The organism is Streptomyces sp. NPDC102279, from assembly GCF_044766365.1.
In the GTDB taxonomy this organism is placed as follows: domain Bacteria; phylum Actinomycetota; class Actinomycetes; order Streptomycetales; family Streptomycetaceae; genus Streptomyces.
The window spans coordinates 112,763-133,367 of the sequence record NZ_JBIWLU010000008.1; the positions used below are offsets into that span (position 1 = coordinate 112,763).

Genomic DNA, 20,605 nt, shown 5'->3' on the forward strand with positions numbered 1-20,605 from the left:
CCGTCACTCGGCGTGGAGCCTCGGCACGGGGACCGATGCTCGAAGCGGGCCGCTATGTAACCGTCGCATGATTTCGATGACGCCAAAGGGTCACCCACATAGTTACTCTCTAATCTTCGCCCCCGTCAACATTTTCTTGCTTTTTCAGGTGTTCCTCCACCAATTTGAAAAAATCCCCAAAAGGAACGGCGCGGACTTCTGCCTGCCACCAGGTCATGGGACTGGGGTCAACTCCTCCCGTGGTGCGAAATCTGATTCTACGCGAATACAGAATGTAGCCGTTATCTGCGCACTCCTTCAAGATGGCATCCATGCACTTCCTTGCGTTTCGCTGCTCTGTCATGGTTTCAATGAACTCGCTCATCTCCATCCACTCTTTAAGCTCTTCTAGTAGCCCAAGAACCTGCTCCACTTGTTCGTCTCTTTGATTCTCCTCCGAATAGCTGGGAAGGAAAGACCAGGCATCAGAAATGAGGTTCCATAGCTCTGCCCCCGAATTGATCATATAGAATTTTTCTTTTTTTGGATCAGGCCCACTCGGGTCGACAGTGACGCGGAGGGGCCTGTGCGTAAGAGTCTCCGCGACCCACGTTTCGTGGTCTGCCTTGAGTTTCTTCATCCTTTCCACGGGCCAGCCATTTTCCTGGTCGTCGACTACCTTGTGATGGTTTCCGCATAGCAGAACTAGATTTGAATGATGATCCCCATTTCCGGTGAAAGGTGCATTTCCTCTTGGTCCACCGGGTGACTGCGGGTAAATGTGAGCCATTTCTCCGATGACTGAATGGTCATCCAACTCGACCTCGCGTGGAACTACGAGTGTGGTTCTGCAGATAGCACAGCAGCCGCCGCTGAGGGCCCAAAGGATCTTCATGGATTTCTCTGAAATCGCCACGGGTCAGATCATATCGGCGGCCTGAGTTGCTGGCTGGGCCTTCAGCAGAGTTTCAAGGTCGGCGGAGCGGCTTTGGGCTGGAGCTGCTTTGGGGCGAGTGATCATGGCCCCGTAAGCTGATGGCGAGTCGGGCAGTCAGTGGACCTGCCCGTAAAGCACGACGTTGGGGCCATGATCTTAGAGGCTCGCCCCAAAGTGGCTGCCTAAAGCCGTGGAGCCGACCGCCCCAGCCGCAGTGGGTTTCTCCCCACGGTGGTGCTCGCTCCAGCCGCGCGACCGGCGTAGCCGGGGCCAGAGCGGGCCGAAGGCAGGAGCGTCGGCCCCGGCGGTGAGCCGGGGAGCGCGCGGTGAGCGGAGCGAGCCGCCTTGATGAGGTAGAGAAACCTGTAACTGCCTAGGTGGCTCGGCTCAACGCCGTCAGGTGATCGAGGTATTCACGGCCGGTCGGCTCGGCGGCGAAGTCGCGATTGACGATGGCTGCAAGCTCACGACTGACCATGAGCAGAGACGGCAGGGAATGGCGGTCGCCCTTCAAGGCCCACTCGCCGTAGTTCACCGCCTGGTCCAGATCTCCCTGACGCGCCGCGACGACACCGAGGGTGATCCTTGCCTCCGCCATCCGCATTGGCGAGCGCTCAGAACCATCGAAGTCAGTCCCTGCCCGGATCACTTCGTGGGCGAGGTTCTCGGCGAACCGGTCTTCACCGAGCAGCCGGTAACAGTCCATGGCTTCGGCGTGGCTGCCCGGCCTGCCTCGGCACTACGTGCGCTGATCCGGCTGAGTGCCTGTTCTTCCTGACTTCGCGGCCGTGGGCTGACTGCACCAAGTGCGACGGCTCGGGCTGGGCCGATGAGGACTGCGTCCTGTGGGAGATCTTCTGCGGCTACTGCGACGGCTCGGGCCTGAACGAGTTCGCGGTCGGTGGGATTCCGGACCACGAGATCACCGAGGGCGCCAGGAAGCGGCTCGCCGCACACGTCGCCCGCCTCACCGCCCTCGTGCCCGTGCCCGTTCGGGGGGTGGCGGCATGAGCCTTCGCCCTTCCTGCTGGGACCTGCTGGATGCGGCGCCCGCCCGGTCGCCTCGCTGCCCCGGCTGCGGCGCATACGCCCCGGCCTGGGTCCGCGTCGACATCGACGGCCTGTCCGTGGTGACCCACGACGGTGACCTGATCTGCCCGCGCGACCACTCGTTCGGCTACAGCCCCGCCCCGGCCCCGCTGGCGGTGGTCGCGTGACGGTGTTCCCCATCCCTCCGGAGGCCGTGGCTGGCGCTGCGGCCTCCATGGGCACCGACCCTCTGACGCTCGCTGATCTGCTGCGGGTGGCGAACTCGCCGGGCTTCGACCGCTGGCAGGACCAAGTCCGCCGAACGGGCGGCTGCTCCGATCCGATTCACCTGGTGGGCCAGACCGTCACGCGGGACCGTGCGAGCGGGGATGTCCTCTACTCGTATTCGACAGGGGATGAGCCGGGCGGCCGGTTACGGGTGGCATGCGGCAACCGGCGTGCCTCGCGCTGCCCTTCGTGCGCCTGGACCTACGCCGGGGACACCTACCACCTGATCCGTGCCGGGATCACCGGCGACGTGAACAAGGGCGTCTCCACGATCGTCCGTGACCACCCGCGCGTCTTCGCGACCCTGACGGCGCCCTCGTTCGGCCCGGTCCACAACCGGCCCGCATCCGGCCGCTGCCGCTGCGGCGCCCAGCACACCGAGGACGATCCCGCACTCGGTACGGCGCTCGATCCGGAGCGCTACGACTACGGCGGGGCGGTGTTGTGGAACAACCACGCTGGGGACCTGTGGCGGCGGTTCACGATCTACCTGCGCCGTGAGATCGCCGCCCGCGCGGGCCTGACCCAGACCGCGTTGAAGGAGGTGTGCCGGATCTCCTTCGGCAAGGTCGCCGAATTCCAGAAACGCGGCGCCGTGCACTTCCACGCGGTGGTGCGCATGGACGGTCCCGACGGACCCGACACCTCCCCGCCGGCCTGGGCCACCGTCGCCCTCCTGGACGACGCGATCCGCGCCGCCGCCGACCGCGTCTCCGTCCCACTGGCCGCTGCCGGGGACTTCCCGGCCCGGGTGCTGCGGTGGGGCTCGCAAGTCGACGTGCAGCCCATCGGCGCCTTCGGCCATGAGGAACTCACCGAACAGGCCGTCGCCTCCTACGTGGCCAAGTACGCCACGAAGGCGGCTGAGACGACGGGCACGGTCGACCGGCGGGTCGGGGAACTCTCCGAACTCGACAAGCTGCCGCTGCCCGGCCACACCCGGCGCCTGATCGAAGCCTGCTGGGACCTCGACGCCGCCTACCCGGAACGGATGCTCGCGCACTGGTCCCACATGCTCGGCTTCCGCGGCCACTTCTCCACCAAGTCCCGCCGCTACTCCACCACCCTCGGCGCCCTGCGCCAGGTCCGCGCCGACTACCGAGCCCGCCAGGAACGCCGCGAACGAGGCCTGTCCGAGGACCTCGACGACTCGGAGGGCTCCACGCTCGTCCTCGCCCACTGGACCTACGCCGGACACGGCCACACCCCCGGCGAGTCCTGGCTCGCCGCCTCGATCGCAAAGGAGATCCACCTGAACCGAGAGACCGCACGCGAAGCACTTGCTGAGATGGCTGATCCAGAGGACTGGGAGGTGTCCGCGTGAAGAGGGATCTCCCTGATCGGTACCTGAGTCCGGAAGACCTGGTCGTCATGCTCCAACTGCCCAGCGTGGAGACCGTCTACCAGTGGAGGCGAAAGAGCACCGGGCCCCGCGGCTTCCGCGTCGGCCGGCACCTTCGCTTCGACCCTGAGGACGTACGGGCCTGGGTCGAGTCGTTGATGGGAAGGGCCGCTTGATGGCCGGACACATCCAGGACCGCTGGTACAAGGACATGGTTGGGCCGGACGGCAAAGCTCGAAAGGTGAAGACGGAACGCCACGGCGTCGGGCTGCGGTATCGGGCTCGCTACGTCGGGCCGGACGGCACCGAGAAGTCGAAGAGCTTTCCCGACAAGCAGAAGCGCTTGGCCGACGCATGGCTGACCAACATCGAAGCCGACATGGCTCGCGGTCAGTACATCGATCCGCGAGCCGCTCGCACCACATTCCGTGAGTACGCAGAACGCTGGATCGCCGCGCTGACCACCGATCTCACGAGCCGTGCCGCCGTCGAGGGTCGGCTCCGCCTCCACGCCCTGCCGTACCTCGGAGCGCGTCCGATCGGCTCGTTCCAGCCGGAGCACATCCGCGACTGGTCCCGGCAACTCGAAGAGGCCGTGGCGTCGGCGTCATACCGGCGCCTGATCTTCGACGCGGTCTCCTCCGTGCTCACGGCGGCCGTAGATGACCGTCTGCTGGCCTCGAATCCATGCCGGGCCCGATCGGTCAAGGCGCCTCGCCCTGCGCCCTCACGCGTCCGCCCATGGTCGTCTGCGGAGATCTTCGCCGTACGGGCTGGGTTGCCCGCGCGGTATCGGGCCATGACGGACGTCGGAGGTGGTTGCGGTCTACGTCAGGGCGAGATCTTTGGCCTCGCGGTCGACAACATCGGAGACATCGGTTGGCTTTACGTGCGCCAGCAGGTGAAGAAGATCCGCGGTTCGCTCGTCTTCGCGCCGCCGAAACGGGGCAAGCTTCGTGACGTACCTCTCGACCCGGAAGTGTCTGCGGCCCTGACTGAGCACATGAAAGAATTTCCGCCGGTTGATGTGACCTTGCCCTGGTTGACGCCAACAGGTCCCAGGGTCACGCGGCGGCTCATCTTCACGAGCAGCGTCGGCACGGCCCTCTGGAGCAATGGCTTCAATGACGAGCGGTGGAAGCCCGCGCTCGCGTCGGCCGGCATCATTCCGATCCCGGAAAAGGGTCAGAGGTACGCGGCTGCTCGGGAGCACGGGATGCACGCCCTGAGGCACTTCTACGCCTCGGTCCTCCTGGACGCCGGGGAGAACATCAAGGCACTGAGCCTCTACCTCGGCCACAGTGACCCGGGCTTCACACTCCGCGTCTACACACACTTGATGCCCAGCAGCGAGACCAGGACCCGGAAAGCCATTAGCGCGATGTACCGGGCCGCCGGTCACGCCCACGACGGCCCAGAGACGGCCCAAGCCGCCTGACACGGCCCCTCATCGACGGGAAAACCGCTGGTGAGGGGCTGTTTCATGCCCTCGTTCGGCAAGTAACACCCCATCTTGCCTGACGGCCACCCCTCGGGGGAAACGCGTTCGGTCCGGGGCCCGTGACCTGGCCGTTCACTGTCCGTGCCGGTAGCGGGACCGTCACCGCCCGTCTCCGCCCGCCGCTCCCGGCCCCCGGACTCCGGCCCGTCTCGTGCGGGAAGGGCCGGAGGAGGACACTTTCAGGAGAGGGTTCATCAGGGGGGCGGCGGGGGGACGCGGCTCCGGAGGTGATCGCGATGACACAGACCCGGCCACGGACCACGGTCGGCTGGCACGTCGAGATGGAATTCGAGGAGGACGAGCACCGCACGCGCGCCGCGGCCCTCGTGCGACTCCCCGACGGGAGCGAGATGCGTGCCCACGGGTACGCCAGCCGCCATCCGTCCGACGCGAACCAGCCGCGGGTCGGCGAGGAGGTCGCCGGCGGGCGGGCGCTGAACGAGCTCGCCATGCGCCTGCTGACCAAGGCCCACGACGAGATCGACGACGCGTCGGGCAGGACCTCGCACACGCTCAGGTGACCGGCACGTACCGCGGGACGGGCCGGCGGCGGAGAGCGGCTGCGCCGTTCGGCCGTACGGCGAGGTGAATGCCGTAGGCCGAAAGGATCACTGTTGTGCCGCAAAACGGGCCGCCGGACCGGTCCCGGAGGGCGTACGGCGGGGCCGAAGAGGGCCGGACCGGGCCGCGCGGCGGGATCACCGGGCCCGACGGGAACAGCAAAAGGCCCTCCCGAGGGAGGGCGGAGACTGGCGCCCCCGGCAGGACTCGAACCTGCGGCCAAGCGCTTAGAAGGCGCCTGCTCTATCCACTGAGCTACGGGGGCCGGTTGTGTCGGCCGGTGTCCTGGTGCCCTGGTAGGGGCTGATCCCTGACCTTGCCGGGGACAAGAATAGGGCTCCCGCATCCCTGTCCCACATACTCCACCTCCGTGGCTCGATGTGGAGGTTCGGTGAAGCGGTCCTGATAATCGCAGGCGGGTACGAATCGTGCACCGCTTTTGGCGCCTCACGCATCGGGTGTTGTGCACTCGTTATGCCTGCGCCCCAGTCATCCCTTCCGCCCCCTGTGTCCGGTCGGCGCGCAGGCATACCCATATGCTTCAGAAAGCCTCCATAATTGGGCATTCTTCGCATGTGGTGACCTTGGACGTACGGCCTCAGCTGCTCGACGCACTTTCCGCCCTGCGCGACCGTGTCGCCGCCGCACGCTTCCCGCTGCCCCTGGCGGGGGCTCCACGCGCGCGTGCCAACCGCGACGAACTGCTCGCCCAGCTCGACGACTATCTGGTGCCCCGGTTGAGAGAACCCGAAGCACCGCTTCTCGCCGTCATCGGGGGGTCCACCGGAGCCGGCAAGTCGACGCTCGTCAACTCCCTTGTGGGGCGCCGGGTCAGCGAGGCGGGCGTGCTCCGCCCGACGACCCGTACGCCGGTGCTGGTGTGTCATCCCGAGGACCACCACTGGTTCAGCGGGATGCGCGTGCTGCCCCAGCTCACGCGCGTGTGGGTGCCCCATCAGGAGCCGGGCGACGAACTCCCCGCCCTCGGCGACCGCGGGGAGCGGGTCCTGCGCATCGAGACCGCCGACACCCTCCCCCGCGGACTCGCCCTCCTGGACGCGCCCGACGTCGACTCCCTGGTGGCCGACAACCGCGTCCTCGCGGCCGAACTCATCTGCGCGGCCGACATCTGGGTGATGGTCACCACGGCCTCCCGCTACGCCGACGCCGTTCCCTGGCATCTGCTGCGCACCGCCAAGGAGCACAAGGCGACGCTGGTGACCGTCCTCGACCGGGTGCCGCACCAGGTGGTGTCCGAGGTCTCCCGGCAGTACGGCGCACTGCTCACCAAGGCCGGGCTCGGCGACGTCCCGCGCTTCACGGTGCCCGAACTCCCCGAGTCCGCCTGGGGCGGGGGCCTGCTGCCCGCGACGGCGGTGGCGCCGCTGCGCACCTGGCTCGCGCACCACGTGCAGGACCCGGGGGCCCGGCAGGGCGCGATGGCCCGCACGGCCTACGGAGTGCTCGACTCCATGAAGTCGCGGATGCCGGAGCTGGCGAGCGCCGCGGCCGCCCAGTACGCGGCGGCGACCCGGCTCACGGCGGCCGTCGACGGGGCGTACGACAGCGAACACACGCGCGTGAAGGGCCGTCTACAGGCCGGCGCCGTGCTCTCCGGGGACGCCCTCAAGCGGTGGCGGGCCTATCCCCTCGACTGCAGCGCCGACGAACTGCTGGATGCGCTCGTGGGGAGCCTCTCCGCCCTGCTGCTGTGCTCCGTGACGGCCGCCGACGAGCGGGTGGACGACGCCTGGCGCCGTGAACCCGCCTCGGACGCACCGGGGCTGACGGACCGTGATCCCACGCTGGAGAGCGCCGAGCACCGGATCGGCATGGCCGTACGCCGGTGGCGGCGCGTCCTGGAGGAGTACGCCGAGGAGGAGGTGCGCGACCTCGACAAGAGCGTCGCGCCGGACCCCTCCGTGGTGGCCGCGCTCGTCGCCACCGCCCTCCTCGGCGGACGCAGGGCGCGCAACGCCGGTGAGGGGCTCGCCGAGCGGATCGGCGCGCACGGCGCGCTGCGGCTGCGCGACAAGGGCGGCCGGCTGCTCACGGAACTCATCGACAAGGCCCTGCACACCGAGCGCGAACGCCGGCTCGCGCCGCTCGACGCGCTCGACGTCCATCCAGAACCCCAGGCCGAACTCATCGCCGCGCTGTCCGTACTGCAGAAGGAGAGGTGACCGCGGTGACTGCCGTCACTGACCACACGGATCACGCCGACCGTCCCGGAGACGACCCGTCCGGCGACATCCGCCCCGGAGAGGACCGTTCCGGCGACGAGCATCCCGAAGAGGTCCGCCCCGAGGGGATCCGCTCCGAAGAGATCCGCTCCGAGGAGGGCGCACCCGCGAACACCTCCTCCGGGGACACCGCGGCGGATGCCGAGGGCTCCGGTGACGACGGGAGCTCCGGGTCCCCGGGCGAGAACGCCACTTCGGAGAGGGCGACTTCGGCGGCCCGGGCCGGGAAGGGCGCCGGGACGGACGGGGCCGGCGAGGACACGCGGACGGAGGACGCGTCCGGTGCGGCCGCCTCGAAGAGCGCCCCGGCGGCCGGGCCACGCGCGCGTGGCGAGGGCGACGACGCCCCGTCCCGCACGAACGGCACCACCCGGGACGCAGACTCCGCCAGGAAGGGTGCCGCCCCCCGGGGCGACGGCCCGGCCCGCGCGGCTACTCCCCGTACCGGCGGCGATTCCTCCGCGCGCGCGGAGGACGGCCCGGTCTGGGACGACGGCCTGATCGCTCGGCGCGTGAACGAGTCGGCCCCCGTCCGCTACCAGACGCCGGTGGTGGAGACCCGGGCCTCCGTACCGGCCGCGCCTGCGCCGCTCGCGTACGACGGACCGCTGCGCTCCCGCCTGGACGCGCTGCGCGAGCTGGTGGGCCTCTCCCGCACCCGGCTGGACAGCAGGACCCTCGCCGAGGCGGGCCGCGTCCTGGACGAGGCGGCGGCGCGCCGCAAGCTGTCCGGGGAGCACACCGTGGTCGCCATCGCCGGGGCCACGGGCAGCGGCAAGTCCCAGCTGTTCAACGCGCTGGCCGGTGTGGCCATTTCGGAGACCGGCGTCCGCAGGCCGACCACGTCGGCGCCGATCGCCTGCAGCTGGAGCGACGGCGCGGCCACCCTCATCGACCGGCTCGGCATCCCGGGCCGGCTGCGCAGGCGCCCGCTGCAGAGCGCGGAGGCGGAGGCCCAGCTGCGCGGCCTGGTCCTGGTCGACCTGCCCGACCACGACTCCGCCGCGGTGCAGCACCGTGAGCAGGTGGACCGCGTCCTGGCGCTGGTCGACGCGGTCATCTGGGTGGTGGACCCGGAGAAGTACGCGGACGCCGTCCTGCACGAGCGCTATCTGCGGCCGCTGGCCGGGCACGCCGAGGTCACCTTCGTCGTCCTCAACCAGGTGGACCGGCTCCCGGGCGAGGCCGCCGACCAGGTGCTCGACGATCTGCGGCGCCTGCTCGACGAGGACGGCATCGCGCTCGGCGAGTACGGCGAGCCGGGCGCGACGGTCCTGGCGCTGTCCGCGCTCACCGGTGACGGCATCGGCGAACTGCGGGAGTGTCTGGGCCAGTTCGTGGGGGAACGCGGAGCGGCCGCCCGGCGAATTTCGGCCGATCTCGACGCGGCGGCCGCGCGGCTGCGTCCGGTCTACGCGACCGGGCGCCGGGTCGGGCTCAGCGAGGAGGCGCGCGACGAGTTCGCGGACCGGCTCGCGGACGCGGTGGGTGCCGTGGCGGCCGGTGACGCGGCCGAGCGCGCCTGGCGCCGCAACGCCAACCGTGCTTGTGGAACCCCGTGGCTGCGGCTGTGGCGCTGGCACCAGGACCGGCGCGAACCCCCGACCGGCCGGCTGCCCGTGCGGGCCCCGGCGGACGAGGAGGCCACCGCGCGCCAGCGGGTGGAGCAGGCCGTGCGGACGGTCGCGGACCGGGCGGCGTACGGGCTGCCGCTCCCCTGGGCGCAGGCGGTGCGCGAGGCGGCCGTGCGAGGCGCGCAGGGGCTGCCGGAGGCGCTGGACGACATGGCGGCGCGAGCGGTCACTCCGGTGGGCCGGCCGCCGCGGCCCGGCTGGTGGCCCGTCGCGGTGCTCGCGCAGGCCATGATGACGATCGTCCAGATCGTCGGCGGGCTCTGGCTGGGGGCGCAGATCGTCGGGATCGCCGCGCCGAACCTCGGGGTTCCCGTGCTGCTGATGGTGTGCGGGATCGTCGGCGGTCCGGCCGTCGAGTGGAGCAGCAGAATGGCGGCCCGTGGGCCCGCCCGGCGTTACGGCCTCGAAGCGGAACGCCGGTTGCGCGAGGCGGCGGCCGGGTGCGGCAGGGCCCGGGTTCTCGACCCGGTGGCGGCGGAACTGCTGCGGTACCGCGAGGTGCGGGAGCAGTACGGGCGGGTCATGGGTGTGGCGCCGGCGGGTGCCCCGGTCGGGTGACGCCGTTTTCCACAACCGCCCCGCGGTACACAGGACTCGGCGGGCCCGGCCCGGCGAAGGCAGTCTGATCTCGCGGCGACCGCAGCGCATGCGGTCGCCGCGACGGACGCATTCGCACGGGAGGGAATTCGCGATGAACGAGACGATGGTGTGCGCGGTGGGCAACGTGGCGACACGGCCCGTCTACCGGGAGCTGGCGAACGGCGCGTCGGCGCGGTTCCGGCTGGCGGTGACCTCGCGGTACTGGGACCGTGAGAAGAGCGGGTGGACGGACGGGCACACCAACTTCTTCACGGTGTGGGCGAACCGGGCGCTCGCGACGAATGTGGGGGCTTCGGTGTCGGTGGGTGATCCCGTCATCGTGCAGGGCAGGCTGAAGGTGCGCACCGAGACCCGTGACGGCCAGAGCTGGACGTCGGCGGACATCGACGCGGTGGCGATCGGCCACGATCTCTCCCGCGGCACCTCGGCGTTCCGGCGCCCGGCCAAGGAGGGCGAGCAGGTCGGGGGCGGGGCAGCCGGGCGGCCCGAGCCGAGTTGGGAATCGGCGCCTGAGGATTCGGCGCAGGACACGGCCCAACAGCAACCCGAACCGGTCGGGGTGACGTGAGGTCAGACGCGGTCACGCTCTGACCGGACTGCGGCTTATCGGCGGATGCGCTCTGAAACAGACCGCGTGGATTTGTCGATAAGCGCAGCTCACAGCCGTACGGCGATAACGATTCCGAGTCGGATCGGTTATCGGACCACATGACCGGGGAGAGCGTTGTGCCGCTTCCTTAGGATGCCGAACACAGCTCTCGGGGCTTCTGATTCTGCTGGCGGGACCATCCCCCCATGTCAACGGGTCCTGCACGAAGGGGAATTCTGTGCTTTCTGCGTTTTCTGCGTTGTCCGCGTGCAGGCGAGGGGCAGCCCGTCTCGCCGCCGCGACGTTGGTGTCGGGGCTCGTCGCCACGGTGGCGATCGCCACCGCCGGCACGGCCGTCGCCGACGAGACGCCGCAGAGCCCCGGCGGGGCGACCGCCACCCTCGGCGAGCTGAAGACGTACGGGTCCGCGGTCATCCACGACAACGGCGAGGACTCCTGGGTCTCCGCCGGACTCTTCGAGATGTCCGTCGACGACGGCGGGACGCTACAGACGTACTGCATCGACCTGCACAACCCGACGCAGCGGGACGCCCGCTACCAGGAGACCTCCTGGAGCGGCACGTCGCTGAGCGGCAACAAGGACGCGGGCAGGATCCGCTGGATCCTGCGGAACTCCTACCCGCAGGTGAACGACCTGACGGCGCTGGCCGAGAAGGCCGGCGTCAGCGGGCTCACCGAGCAGGACGCGGCGGCGGGCACGCAGGTCGCCATCTGGCGGTACTCGGACGGCGCCGACGTGGACGCGGCGGACCCGAGGGCGGAGAAGCTCGCGGACTACCTGGGGAAGAACGCGCGGAACCTCCCGGAGCCCGACGCCTCGCTCACCCTGACCCCGGCCGCGGTCTCCGGCCACGCGGGCGAGCGGCTCGGCCCGGTCACGGTCCGCACGAACGCGGACGGCGTGACGGTGACACCGCCCGCGGACACGGCGGCCAGCGGGGTGAAGGTCGTCGACAGGAACGGCAAGCCGGTCACCTCCGCGGCCGACGGCAGCCGTCTCTTCTTCGACATACCGAAGGACAGCGCGGACGGTTCGGCGTCACTGACGGTGCAGGCGTCCACGAGCGTGCCGGTCGGGCGGGCCTTCGCCTCCGAGTCCCGCGGCCAGACGCAGATCCTGGCGGGCTCCAGCGAGTCCACCGTCTCCGCCACGGCGACCGTGGACTGGGCGGCGAAGGGTGCGATACCCGCGCTGACCGCCGAGAAGAACTGCGCCGACGGCGGTGTGGACATCACGGCGGTCAACAAGGGCGACGCGGCGTTCACGTTCGAGCTGATGGGCGTCGAGCACACCATCGCGGCGGGCGCGGCCCAGACGATGACGGTCCCGCTCCAGGAGGACCAGGCGTACGACTTCACGATCAGCGGTCCGAGCGGCTTCGCGAAGCGGTTCAAGGGCGTGCTGGACTGCAGGACCCAGGGCGCCGCGAGCGACATCACGACCCAGACGGTCAGTGAGCCGAGCCCCGCGTCGGTGGGGGGCACCGGCACCGGGGGCAGCGACCTCGCGGAGACGGGCGGTTCCGGCGCGACGCCGGTCATCGTCGGAGTCGCCATCGCGCTCGTCGTCATCGGCGGCGCGGCGGTCCTCTTCGTCCGCAGGAAGCAGACCCCCGAGCAGGGACCGGCACAGGACTGAGGCCGGGGGTGCGAGACCCCCTGGACGTCGGCCGCCCCGCCGACCGGGAGCATCCGGTCGGCGGGGCGGGTGACGCGGAGCGTCAGGGGCGGGCGTTCCGGCCGCGGGCGATGGCGACCCCGGCCGCGATCAGGCCGAGGACGCCGACGACCAGGCCGGCCGTTCCGAGGGAGCGCGCGGTGGAGTCACTGGCCTTGTCGCTCGCGGTGGACTCCTTGGCGTCCTCCGAGGACGACGCGGACGGCGGGGCCGCCTGGTCGGCGTCCGAACCGGCGGCGCCACCGGACCCGTCCGAGGCCTCGCCCCCCGCGCCCTCGGCGGTGAGCGTCAGCGCGGGAGCGGGGTTCTCCGGCTCGTCGGCGCCCGCCTTCGCCTCCTCGATCCAGCGGACGACGCTGCCGTCCGAGTAGGTCTGGAGCGTCTTGAAGCTCAGCCGGCCTGTGTCGTCGGGCAGTTGGCCGAAGGCGACGTCGAAGTCCTGGAACTCGCCGTGGCGGATCCGGCCGCCGGTCCAGGTGATTTCGGAGACGGCGTCGGTGATCGAGCCGTCGTCCGTCTTCACCGGCTTCTTCAGCTTGGTGGTCGTCACCTTCGCGGTCCAGCCCGCCTGCGGCGTCACCAGGACCCCCAGGACGGGATGGTCGGTGGGCAGGAACACCTGCACCTTCGTGGTGCTCGCGGTGTCCTCCTCGTTGGGGACGCGGAAGCTCAGGACACCGTCCGTGGCGCCCTTGGCATAACTCTCGGGGTGGACCGTCACATGCGCGGAGGCCGCGCCCGCCGCGGCCAGGACACCCGCCAGGGTGAGGGCGGCGACGGTGCCGGTGCGGCGCAGGGTGGTGCTCGTCGGGGACATCTGGGGAACTCCGTACGGGAGGGGACGTGGTCAGGGCGTGGACACGAGCCCTGCCGGCGGTCCCCGGCGGGAGACGGCGTGCCGCAGCAACGCCTGGCGGAGCGGCCACGGTTCGGCCGGACGGCCCGCTGCATCCCCGTCCGGCCGTGCGGCAGCCAGTCCCGTGCGCCCCTTCCACCAGGCGGCGAGCCCGGGCACGAAGGCGACGGCCCGGCGCAGCAACGACCACAGGGCGGCCTCGCCGCGCCGCAGCCACCAGGTCACGAGGAGGGCGGCGGTGACATGGGCGGCCGTGGCATGGGGTGTCAGGGCGTGGGCGTACGTCATGTGCGTCCCGTGCATGGTCATCGTCATCCGCGGGCGCCCGGCCCCGAACCCGAGGTGGAGCCCGGCCTGCGCGACCAGCATGGCGCCGGCTATCCCGAGCAGGGACCGCTCCCGGCCGCACAGCAGACAGCCGGCGGCGAAGACGACGAGGAGTCCGGCGCACACGGCGCCGCGCGACGGGGCCAGCCCGGTGGCGAGCACGTGCCCGCCGGCCGCCAGCAGCACGCAGAGCACGGCGAACACCGCCGCGCGCAGGCTCCGTACCGCCGGGGACGCACTCATGAAGCCCAGATACTGCCATGGGGAGGGAGTGACCGTTGGGGCTTCCGGATGAGCCGTCCGTCACGGGGCGCCAGGCCCACGCCACAGCCGCTCGGATAGGGTCCGGCTGAGCCTGGGAGGGATCCGACATGCGACTTCGCTGTGCCGTGCTGGACGACTATCAGAGTGTGGCCACCGAGATCGCCGACTGGTCGCCGGTCGCGGACCGTGTCGAGGTCATCTCCTTCGACCGGCACTTCGCCGACGAGGACGCACTGGCCGCCGCCCTCGCGGAGTTCGAGATCGTCGTGACGCTGCGCGAGCGGGTGGCCTTTCCCGCCTCGTTGCTGGCCCGGCTGCCCCGGCTGAAGCTGCTGATCGCGTCCGGGATGCGCAACAGCGTGATCGACTACGCGGCCGCCGAGGCGCACGGGGTGACCGTGTGCGGCACGCCGAGTTCCTCGACGCCTCCGGTCGAACTGACCTGGGCGCTGCTCCTCGGTCTCGCGCGGGGCATCGTCGCCGAGCACGAGGCGGTGCGGTCGGGCGGCCCCTGGCAGAGCACCGTCGGCGCCGATCTGCACGGCCGCCGGCTCGGCCTGCTGGGGCTCGGCAAGATCGGTGCCCGGGTGGCCCAGGTGGGCCTCGCGTTCGGCATGCGGGTCGGCGCGTGGAGCCAGAACCTCACGAAGGAACGCGCCGAGGAGGTGGGGGTGGAGCTCGCCCCCTCCAAGGAGGAGCTGCTGGCGGGCAGCGACTTCGTCTCCGTGCACCTCGCGCTCGGCGACCGCACCAGGGGCCTCGTCGGCGCCGCCGAACTGGCTCTGCTCAAGCCGACGGCCTTCCTCGTCAACACCTCGCGCTCGGCGATCGTCGACCAGGAGGCCCTGCTCGCCGCGCTGCACGGCGGACGGATCGCCGGAGCGGGCATCGACGTGTTCGACGTGGAGCCGCTGCCCGAGGACCACCCGATGCGGTCGGCCCCCCGCCTGCTGGCCACCCCGCACCTCGGCTACGTGTCGCGGTCCAACTACGCGACGTACTACGGCGCGGCGGTCGAGGACATCCAGGCGTATCTGGCGGGCAGTCCGGTACGCCGCCTCGGCTGACCGGATTTCCCCGTTCCGGGAAGGTCCGCGGCTCAGACGGCCGCGGCGGGGCGCCGGTAGAGGCCGACCCGGCGGTGGAGGTGGTGCAGGTCCACGAGGTAGCGCCGGAGCGTCACATGGTCGACGGGAGCGTCCTCGCACCAGGCGCGCAGCTTCTCGTTGACCGTCCGCTCCGGATACTCGACGCCCGGCTCGAAGGTCCGCTCGGCGATGTGCCGCAGGACGACCAGCTTGCGCTCCCACTGGGCGGGCAGCCGCACGAGACGGCCGTCGCGTACGAAGGTCCGCAGCACCGTCTCGGACTGCTCGTCACCGGAGTCGTAGCTCTCGGCGGAGGGCTTCGACGCCCTTGCGGAGCGCGCGAGTTCGCGGAAGCGGCCGTAGACGGCGGTGAGCCCGTCACCGCCCTCCGCGATCACGCCCCGGTCGCGCAGCCTGCGCAGCGCGGTGGTGGCTTCCTTCGGGGACAGGCCCGCCCGCTCGGTCACCTGTGCGGGGGTGGCCGCGCCGAGTACGACGGCGGCGAACGCGCGGGCGCGGGACTCCTCAGCGAAGAGGCCGACCGCGCCGCAGAGGTCGGCCGGCCCGACCGGTCCGGTCCGCCCGGCGGGTGCGGCAGGTGGGGCCGACGGGGCAGGGGCGGTCGGCCGTTCGGCCCCCTGGTCGCTGGTCCGGTCGATGGATCGTTCGGTCGGCATGCCCGGCAGGCTAGTTGAGCGGGTGGGGCGGAACGAAGCGAGTTTCCGCCGCCCGTCCGGTGCCGGTCGATGGGTGATACCCCGATGAGCGCCCGTGACCAGGTGTGGGCGGACGCGTTGAAGGGGAGTGCGGTCGCGTCCGTGCCACCGCACTCATCGAACCAAAGGAGAACGTGATGTCTCGCATCGCGAAGGTCGCCGCAGTCGCCCTCGGCACGGGTGCCGTTGTCATCAGCGGGGCCGGTTTCGCCATGGCTGACGCGGGTGCCCAGGGCGAGGCCGTCGGCTCGCCCGGCGTCCTCTCGGGCAACGTCATCCAGGTGCCGGTCAACATCCCGGTCAACGTGTGCGGCAACACCGTCAGCGTCATCGGCCTGCTGAACCCGGCCTTCGGCAACCACTGCTCGAACGACGGTGGCCACGGAAAGCACAAGGACAAGGACCGCGGCGGCTACGGCTACGGCCGCTGACCCACGCCACGCGAGAGGCCCCCGGCGGGAAGTCGCTGCCGGGGGCCTCGCCGTGTTCGGCGCGCGGAGGGGTGGACGGCCGTCAGGCGTACCGGTAGACGGCGCTGTGGTCCTCCATCGACTGCGGTGTCACGCCCCACGGGGGCATCTCCTCGTTGCGGGCGATGATCCGGCCGCGCTGGGAGTTCCCGAGGCCCGGCGGGCGCTCGGGCAGATAGCGGGCACCGCGGTGCCGCTGCTGCCAGCGCGACCACTGCAGGTCGACGAAGGCGTGGTGCAGCCAGAACACGGGATCGTTGACGGAGGCGCCGCCCAGCATGTGGCCGCCGACCCAGCGGTGGACGCGGTTGTGGTTGGCCCAGGCGGCGTTGCCGGACCCGCGCCCCCAGCCCTCCAGTTTGTTGCGGAAGCCGCGCGTGGACGTGGAGTTCCAGGGCGACGTGTCGTAGACGGGGTCTGCCAGGGCGGTGTTCAGGTCGCGTGCCGTGGGCAGTTGGAGTGGCTGCCGCGGCCGGCCGAACTCCCGCGTGAGGAATCTCCCGTCCGTCACCCCCTCCCTGATGGTCCACTTGCCCTGCGCGAAGGCGAACGGCCCGGTCATCACCTGCCGGTCCGAGCGCCGCCCGTCGCCGCCGAGGAGGTCCTTGGTCCACGGCGCGGACGTCGTCGTACGGTCCCGTGTCCAGTCCCAGTAGGGCACGCTCACCGACGGGTCCACCCGGCGCAGCGCACCCTCCAGCTCCAGCAGGAAACGCCGGTGCCAGGGCAGGAAGGAAGGCGTCATGTGGGCGGCGCGCAGCCCGTCGTCGCCGTCCGCGACGTAGTAGTCGACGTGCGTGCGCACGAACTCGTCGTACTCGCCGCGCCGTTTGACCTCCAGCATCGCGGAGACGAAACGGCGCCGCTCCGCGCCGGTCAGCGTGCTGACGTCCTTACGCGTGTACACCATGGTGGTGGCCGCCCCCTTCCGTACCGCTGCCGTGCCCGGTGCTTCCGCCCCCGCGGTTCCGGTCGGCGCCCGTACCGTCCATGCCGTCCATCCCCTGCATGCCGTCCATCCCGTCCATGGACCGCAGGCGTTCGGCGGGGTCCAGTTCGTCGACGGCGGCGCGCGCGGCCTCCAGGGCCGTCGGGTAGGACACGTAGTGGTCCACCATGCTCAGGTAACCGCCGTCCGCGCGGCGCATCAGGTGCAGGGGCCTGCCGTCCACCGTGACCAGCCACGCGCCGCCGGTGAACGCGACCCGGCCGTCCGAGCCGGCCTTCCTGCCGAGCAGATGCCGGCCGCGGTACACCTCGTCGAAGGAGAGGTCCTCGGAGCGGTCCGGGCGCGAGGACCGTGAGGCGGCGACGACCGGGGCCAGCGCCACGGCGACGGCCGAGACCAGCAGTCCCCGCGTCACACCGCGCCGGGTCACCGTCATCGTGGCCGCCACGCGGTCCGCGCCCCGGCCCGGCATCCGGACCGCCGGCGCACGGCCCGGTCCGCGTCCCCGTAATCTGCTCGACACCCAGCTGACGAACATGCTTGTCTCCTCCACGGATCGAGGTGGATGCATCGTCTTCAGCAGGGTTCAACGACGGCGGCCCCCGATGGTTCGGGCGGCGGACCCGGGCCGGACTCCCGGGACCGCGACCGGGCGGGTGTCAGGCGCCGGAGCCCGTCTCCACGTTCGCCCCCGGGACGGTCTGCAACAGCGGCGTGAGCACGGCGGCCTGCGGCAGCTTGACGTCGGGGAGACCGAAGTGGTCGCCGTTCGGGGCGCCGAGCGGGGCCTCCAGCGACAGCCCGGGAGTCAGCGTCCTGAGGTCGGCGGCGGGCGCCGAGACCCCGAGGTGGTCGAAGCCCTCTCCCAGGATGTGCGGAAGGGGCGCCCGCAGGTCCGCGCCGGGCAGCCCGCCGGCGAGCGGCAGTTGGGGAAGCGTGTGGTCGGGCAGCATCCGGCCCTCGACGTACCGGGGCCCCTCGGGTGAGCCGGGCACCGGTACCGGCAGCTCACCCGCGATGTGGGGCGTCCGCAGGTTGAGGGCCTGCTCGACACCGTTGAGCGGCACGGGGATGGGGACGGTGTCCGCCGCGAGGGCGGGGGTCGCGGCGGCGGCACCCACCACCGCCGCCACCCCGGTCATGACGGCGGCGAGAGTTCCTCGTGTGGTCGGCTTCATCTCAGGTACGGTCCCTTTCAGGATTCGGTGGCTCTGCGTCCGTACCGCGTAACGATGCCGGGAACGCCATCAGCGAAAGATTCCCCCGACGGACGCAATAGTCGTCCGATAGGAATGATCAGCTGGTCCAGAAATCCCACCACCGGGTCAGAATCAGCATGCCGATGACACCGATGTGCAGCACCGGAACAACCCAGGTGAATTCTGCGAGAAATGCCTTCAGCCATTCCGGCGCGGGCAGAAAATCATGTCGTACGTTGAATGATGTGACGTACCAGAACATGATGATCGTGGCGACCCACGCCAGACAGCACCAGAGGCACAGCGAGTTGATCCGGTAGAACGACTGGAACTGGAGCCAGGTGCAGAATCCGACGCCGAAGAGCATTCCGGCGTTGAGGAAGAGCCAGTACCAGCGCGGGAACGCCGCCCGGGCGAACAGGCTCACGCCGACACAGGTCACCACGCCGTACGTCACCAGGCCCAGCATCGGGTTGGGGAACCCGAAGGCCGAGGCCTGGTCGCTCTTCATGATGTTGCCGCAGGACACGACCGGGTTCAGGCTGCACCCGGGCACGAAGTTCGGATCCTCGAGCAGCTTGAACTTGTCGATCGTGATGACCCACGCGGCGAGCAGACCGGCCGCGCCCGTGATCACCAGCAGCAGGGCGAGGGCACGGCTGCTGCCCACGGCATGCCCGCGGGCGCCGCTGCCCGCGGCGCCCTCCCTCGGCCCTGCGGCGGCCGTCATCAGCCGCGCAGGCTGCGCGCGGGCAGCAGCACGTGCGCGGCGCTGAGCAGGGTGTCCTCGTCGCCCGCGAAGGCCGTCAGGTCCTCCGGCGCGACCGGCTTGCCGGGCTCGGCGACGGGCCAGGCGCGGGTGGCGAACAGGAAGTAGGCGTAGTCACGTTCGCCCACCGCCGCCAGCCACTCGGGCGGAGCGATGCACTGGGCGTTGAGGTGGGGCATCCTGACGACGGCCTGGCCGGCCTCGACGAGCAGGGTGATCGGCAGGCTCGGGTGCTTGGATCCGTCGATGAGGGTCTCCCCCACCGGGATCCCGTTGTCGGTCAGCAGCTGCCGGATGGCGGATGCCGACCCTTCCGGGCCGCCCTCGCCGTCGCCCAGGGAGTAGGCGAGGAGATAGGGCATGTCGCCGTCGGGGGCTTCACCGCTGAATGCCATGACGGCGAGCGTGCCGAGGTCGGCGACCCGAAGAGGGCGCGTTTGGCTTGAGGTTGAGGTCACCGCGGAACCTTATCGGCGCATCCGTTCGGGTTCCTTCCCGATCTCACCCGCCCGGGCGATGACCGGCGGCGCGACCACACGAACGAGGGACGCGACTCGAACAGCGCGAAGGACCGATTCCACGGCTGCGGAATCGGTCCTTTCGGCGCATCGGCCGTACGAGGTCAGTCGTTGACGCAGGTGTTGCCGAACGCCGGGTTCAGCGCGCCGATGACGTCGACCGTGTTGCCGCAGACATTGACCGGAACGTGCACGGGGACCTGAATGACGTTTCCGGAGGCGACGCCCGGGGACTTGACCGCCGCGCCCTCGGCACCGGAGTCGGCGACAGCGCTGCCCGCTGCGGCACCGGCGGCCATTCCGGCGGTGGCGAAAATCAGCGCGGCCTTCTTGGCAGAGTTCATCGTCAGCCCTTTCCTCGGAGATTTGCACACGAGCCTAAGGAAATGCCCGCGGGCGTCGGGGAAAGACACGCGACGAATTCGATCGGCTAGCTCTGAAGGGGAAGTCCGCCGAGCAGCTGCGAGGGGCCGCCGGCCGCGTTGAGCGCCTTCGTCGTACCGCTCACGGTGCTGAGAAGAGAGTTCTTGTTCTCGGTGTCGAGCGCGTTCGACTGGTGCTGCAGGGGCATGACGTCCTGCACGCTGAGCGAACGCTGGCTGGTGATGGTCTCCAGGGCGCCGTTGAGGCTGGAGGGCGTGAGGTCGGAGGCTCCGGCGGCGAACGCGGGTGCGGCGGCACCGGCGACGACCAGGGACCCGGCGACTACAGCGGCGGCCTTGAGGGACTTCATCGTGTTCCTTTCTTCGGCAACTCATGTCACCAGAGGGAATTCCTCTTTGGCATTGCTAACGAGCCCCGAACCCGACGGAAACCCCACGTGCAGAAAATTCCTGCACCCCATCCGAATGACCGGCGTGTCGCATTCTCATATAAGAGGCGGGCCGACGACGCGCGGGCACACGACGCCGGCCGCCGCGCCGCCCCCCGGGGGGGGGGGGGCGGGGGGCGGGGGGGGGGGGGGCCCGGGGGGGGGGCCGGCCCGGCCGGCAACCGCAGCGCCACCAGCGGGGGGGGCCCGGGCGGGACCGGCCGGACGGCGCCGGG

The 20,605-nt window shown here is 70.6% G+C and carries 23 protein-coding genes and 1 tRNA gene; 11 read left to right on the forward strand and 13 right to left on the reverse strand.

The window, feature by feature from the left end:
- Positions 1-109 precede the first annotated feature (109 nt).
- Entirely contained in the window at positions 110-895 is a 786-nt protein-coding gene (locus ACIRQH_RS21645) for an HNH endonuclease (protein ID WP_404226822.1), read from the reverse strand.
- Between the two features lie 394 nt (positions 896-1,289).
- Positions 1,290-1,622, reverse strand: coding sequence for a hypothetical protein (locus ACIRQH_RS21650; RefSeq protein ID WP_404226823.1), 333 nt, complete (start codon positions 1,620-1,622; stop codon positions 1,290-1,292).
- Between the two features lie 301 nt (positions 1,623-1,923).
- Here ACIRQH_RS21650 and ACIRQH_RS21655 point away from each other — a divergent pair, with 301 nt between their 5' ends.
- The 5 genes from ACIRQH_RS21655 to ACIRQH_RS21675 all read left to right on the forward strand — a co-directional run bounded on the left by ACIRQH_RS21655 (position 1,924) and on the right by ACIRQH_RS21675 (position 5,597).
- Positions 1,924-2,133 carry a hypothetical protein gene (locus tag ACIRQH_RS21655; protein ID WP_404226824.1) on the forward strand — a complete coding sequence of 70 codons (210 nt, stop codon included), beginning with the start codon at positions 1,924-1,926 and terminating at the stop codon, positions 2,131-2,133.
- Between the two features lie 47 nt (positions 2,134-2,180).
- The gene (gene repSA, locus ACIRQH_RS21660; RefSeq protein ID WP_404226825.1) at positions 2,181-3,557 is read left to right on the forward strand and encodes a replication initiator protein RepSA; all 1,377 of its coding nucleotides are present in this window, start codon (positions 2,181-2,183) and stop codon (positions 3,555-3,557) included.
- A gap of 47 nt (positions 3,558-3,604) precedes the next feature.
- The gene (locus ACIRQH_RS21665) at positions 3,605-3,751 is read left to right on the forward strand and encodes a helix-turn-helix domain-containing protein (protein ID WP_358821950.1); all 147 of its coding nucleotides are present in this window, start codon (positions 3,605-3,607) and stop codon (positions 3,749-3,751) included.
- Positions 3,751-5,013 carry a tyrosine-type recombinase/integrase gene (locus tag ACIRQH_RS21670; RefSeq protein ID WP_404226826.1) on the forward strand — a complete coding sequence of 421 codons (1,263 nt, stop codon included), beginning with the start codon at positions 3,751-3,753 and terminating at the stop codon, positions 5,011-5,013. The genes ACIRQH_RS21665 and ACIRQH_RS21670 overlap by 1 nt, the downstream gene beginning before the upstream one ends.
- Before the next feature lie 299 nt (positions 5,014-5,312).
- A complete protein-coding gene (locus tag ACIRQH_RS21675; protein WP_355863313.1) occupies positions 5,313-5,597 on the forward strand; it encodes a DUF1876 domain-containing protein in 285 nt (94 codons plus the stop codon).
- 229 nt (positions 5,598-5,826) lie between these two features.
- Here the strand turns inward: ACIRQH_RS21675 and ACIRQH_RS21680 are convergent.
- Positions 5,827-5,902 (reverse strand) — tRNA-Arg (locus tag ACIRQH_RS21680).
- A gap of 310 nt (positions 5,903-6,212) precedes the next feature.
- Between ACIRQH_RS21680 and ACIRQH_RS21685 the strand changes: the two genes are divergently transcribed.
- The 4 genes from ACIRQH_RS21685 (at position 6,213) to ACIRQH_RS21700 (ending at position 12,363) form a co-directional block, all read left to right on the forward strand.
- Entirely contained in the window at positions 6,213-7,820 is a 1,608-nt protein-coding gene (locus ACIRQH_RS21685) for a dynamin family protein (RefSeq protein ID WP_388865844.1), read from the forward strand.
- Positions 7,821-7,825: 5 nt separating this feature from the next.
- Positions 7,826-10,072 (forward strand): GTPase, encoded by a 2,247-nt coding sequence (locus ACIRQH_RS21690; RefSeq protein WP_404226827.1) that lies wholly within the window; start codon positions 7,826-7,828, stop codon positions 10,070-10,072.
- A 133-nt stretch (positions 10,073-10,205) separates the two neighbouring features.
- Positions 10,206-10,682, forward strand: a complete 477-nt coding sequence (locus tag ACIRQH_RS21695; protein WP_358821936.1) for a single-stranded DNA-binding protein — start codon at positions 10,206-10,208, stop codon at positions 10,680-10,682.
- A gap of 259 nt (positions 10,683-10,941) precedes the next feature.
- Positions 10,942-12,363, forward strand: a complete 1,422-nt coding sequence (locus ACIRQH_RS21700; protein WP_404226828.1) for a Cys-Gln thioester bond-forming surface protein — start codon at positions 10,942-10,944, stop codon at positions 12,361-12,363.
- Positions 12,364-12,445: 82 nt separating this feature from the next.
- On the opposite strand, the gene ACIRQH_RS21705 is transcribed toward ACIRQH_RS21700, so the two are convergent.
- Together ACIRQH_RS21705 and ACIRQH_RS21710 are read right to left on the reverse strand one after the other, a co-directional pair.
- A complete protein-coding gene (locus tag ACIRQH_RS21705) occupies positions 12,446-13,219 on the reverse strand; it encodes a YcnI family protein (protein WP_358821938.1) in 774 nt (257 codons plus the stop codon).
- Positions 13,220-13,249: 30 nt separating this feature from the next.
- On the reverse strand, positions 13,250-13,828 hold the full coding sequence (locus tag ACIRQH_RS21710; protein ID WP_404226829.1) for a hypothetical protein: 579 nt from the start codon (positions 13,826-13,828) through the stop codon (positions 13,250-13,252).
- Positions 13,829-13,956: 128 nt separating this feature from the next.
- Between ACIRQH_RS21710 and ACIRQH_RS21715 the strand changes: the two genes are divergently transcribed.
- Positions 13,957-14,916, forward strand: a complete 960-nt coding sequence (locus ACIRQH_RS21715; protein ID WP_358821940.1) for a D-2-hydroxyacid dehydrogenase family protein — start codon at positions 13,957-13,959, stop codon at positions 14,914-14,916.
- Between the two features lie 32 nt (positions 14,917-14,948).
- Here the strand turns inward: ACIRQH_RS21715 and ACIRQH_RS21720 are convergent, their stop codons facing one another.
- The gene (locus ACIRQH_RS21720; RefSeq protein WP_404226830.1) at positions 14,949-15,614 is read right to left on the reverse strand and encodes a DUF2087 domain-containing protein; all 666 of its coding nucleotides are present in this window, start codon (positions 15,612-15,614) and stop codon (positions 14,949-14,951) included.
- Between the two features lie 176 nt (positions 15,615-15,790).
- Between ACIRQH_RS21720 and ACIRQH_RS21725 the strand changes: the two genes are divergently transcribed.
- Positions 15,791-16,084, forward strand: a complete 294-nt coding sequence (locus ACIRQH_RS21725) for a chaplin (protein ID WP_388865864.1) — start codon at positions 15,791-15,793, stop codon at positions 16,082-16,084.
- 82 nt (positions 16,085-16,166) lie between these two features.
- Here ACIRQH_RS21725 and ACIRQH_RS21730 read toward each other — a convergent pair whose 3' ends face one another.
- The 7 genes from ACIRQH_RS21730 to ACIRQH_RS21760 form a co-directional block, all read right to left on the reverse strand.
- Positions 16,167-17,033, reverse strand: coding sequence for a tyrosinase family protein (locus ACIRQH_RS21730; RefSeq protein WP_358821943.1), 867 nt, complete (start codon positions 17,031-17,033; stop codon positions 16,167-16,169).
- Positions 17,017-17,610 (reverse strand): tyrosinase family oxidase copper chaperone, encoded by a 594-nt coding sequence (locus tag ACIRQH_RS21735; RefSeq protein WP_404226831.1) that lies wholly within the window; start codon positions 17,608-17,610, stop codon positions 17,017-17,019. Before ACIRQH_RS21735 ends, ACIRQH_RS21730 begins: the two co-directional genes overlap by 17 nt.
- 121 nt (positions 17,611-17,731) lie before the next feature.
- On the reverse strand, positions 17,732-18,250 hold the full coding sequence (locus ACIRQH_RS21740) for a hypothetical protein (protein WP_388865871.1): 519 nt from the start codon (positions 18,248-18,250) through the stop codon (positions 17,732-17,734).
- A gap of 118 nt (positions 18,251-18,368) precedes the next feature.
- Positions 18,369-19,001, reverse strand: a complete 633-nt coding sequence (locus tag ACIRQH_RS21745; RefSeq protein WP_404226832.1) for a vitamin K epoxide reductase family protein — start codon at positions 18,999-19,001, stop codon at positions 18,369-18,371.
- Positions 19,001-19,498 (reverse strand): DUF5949 family protein, encoded by a 498-nt coding sequence (locus ACIRQH_RS21750; RefSeq protein WP_358821946.1) that lies wholly within the window; start codon positions 19,496-19,498, stop codon positions 19,001-19,003. The genes ACIRQH_RS21745 and ACIRQH_RS21750 overlap by 1 nt, the downstream gene beginning before the upstream one ends.
- 164 nt (positions 19,499-19,662) lie before the next feature.
- Positions 19,663-19,902, reverse strand: coding sequence for a chaplin (locus tag ACIRQH_RS21755; protein ID WP_358821947.1), 240 nt, complete (start codon positions 19,900-19,902; stop codon positions 19,663-19,665).
- Between the two features lie 86 nt (positions 19,903-19,988).
- Positions 19,989-20,291 (reverse strand): hypothetical protein, encoded by a 303-nt coding sequence (locus ACIRQH_RS21760; protein ID WP_388865880.1) that lies wholly within the window; start codon positions 20,289-20,291, stop codon positions 19,989-19,991.
- Positions 20,292-20,605 lie beyond the last annotated feature (314 nt).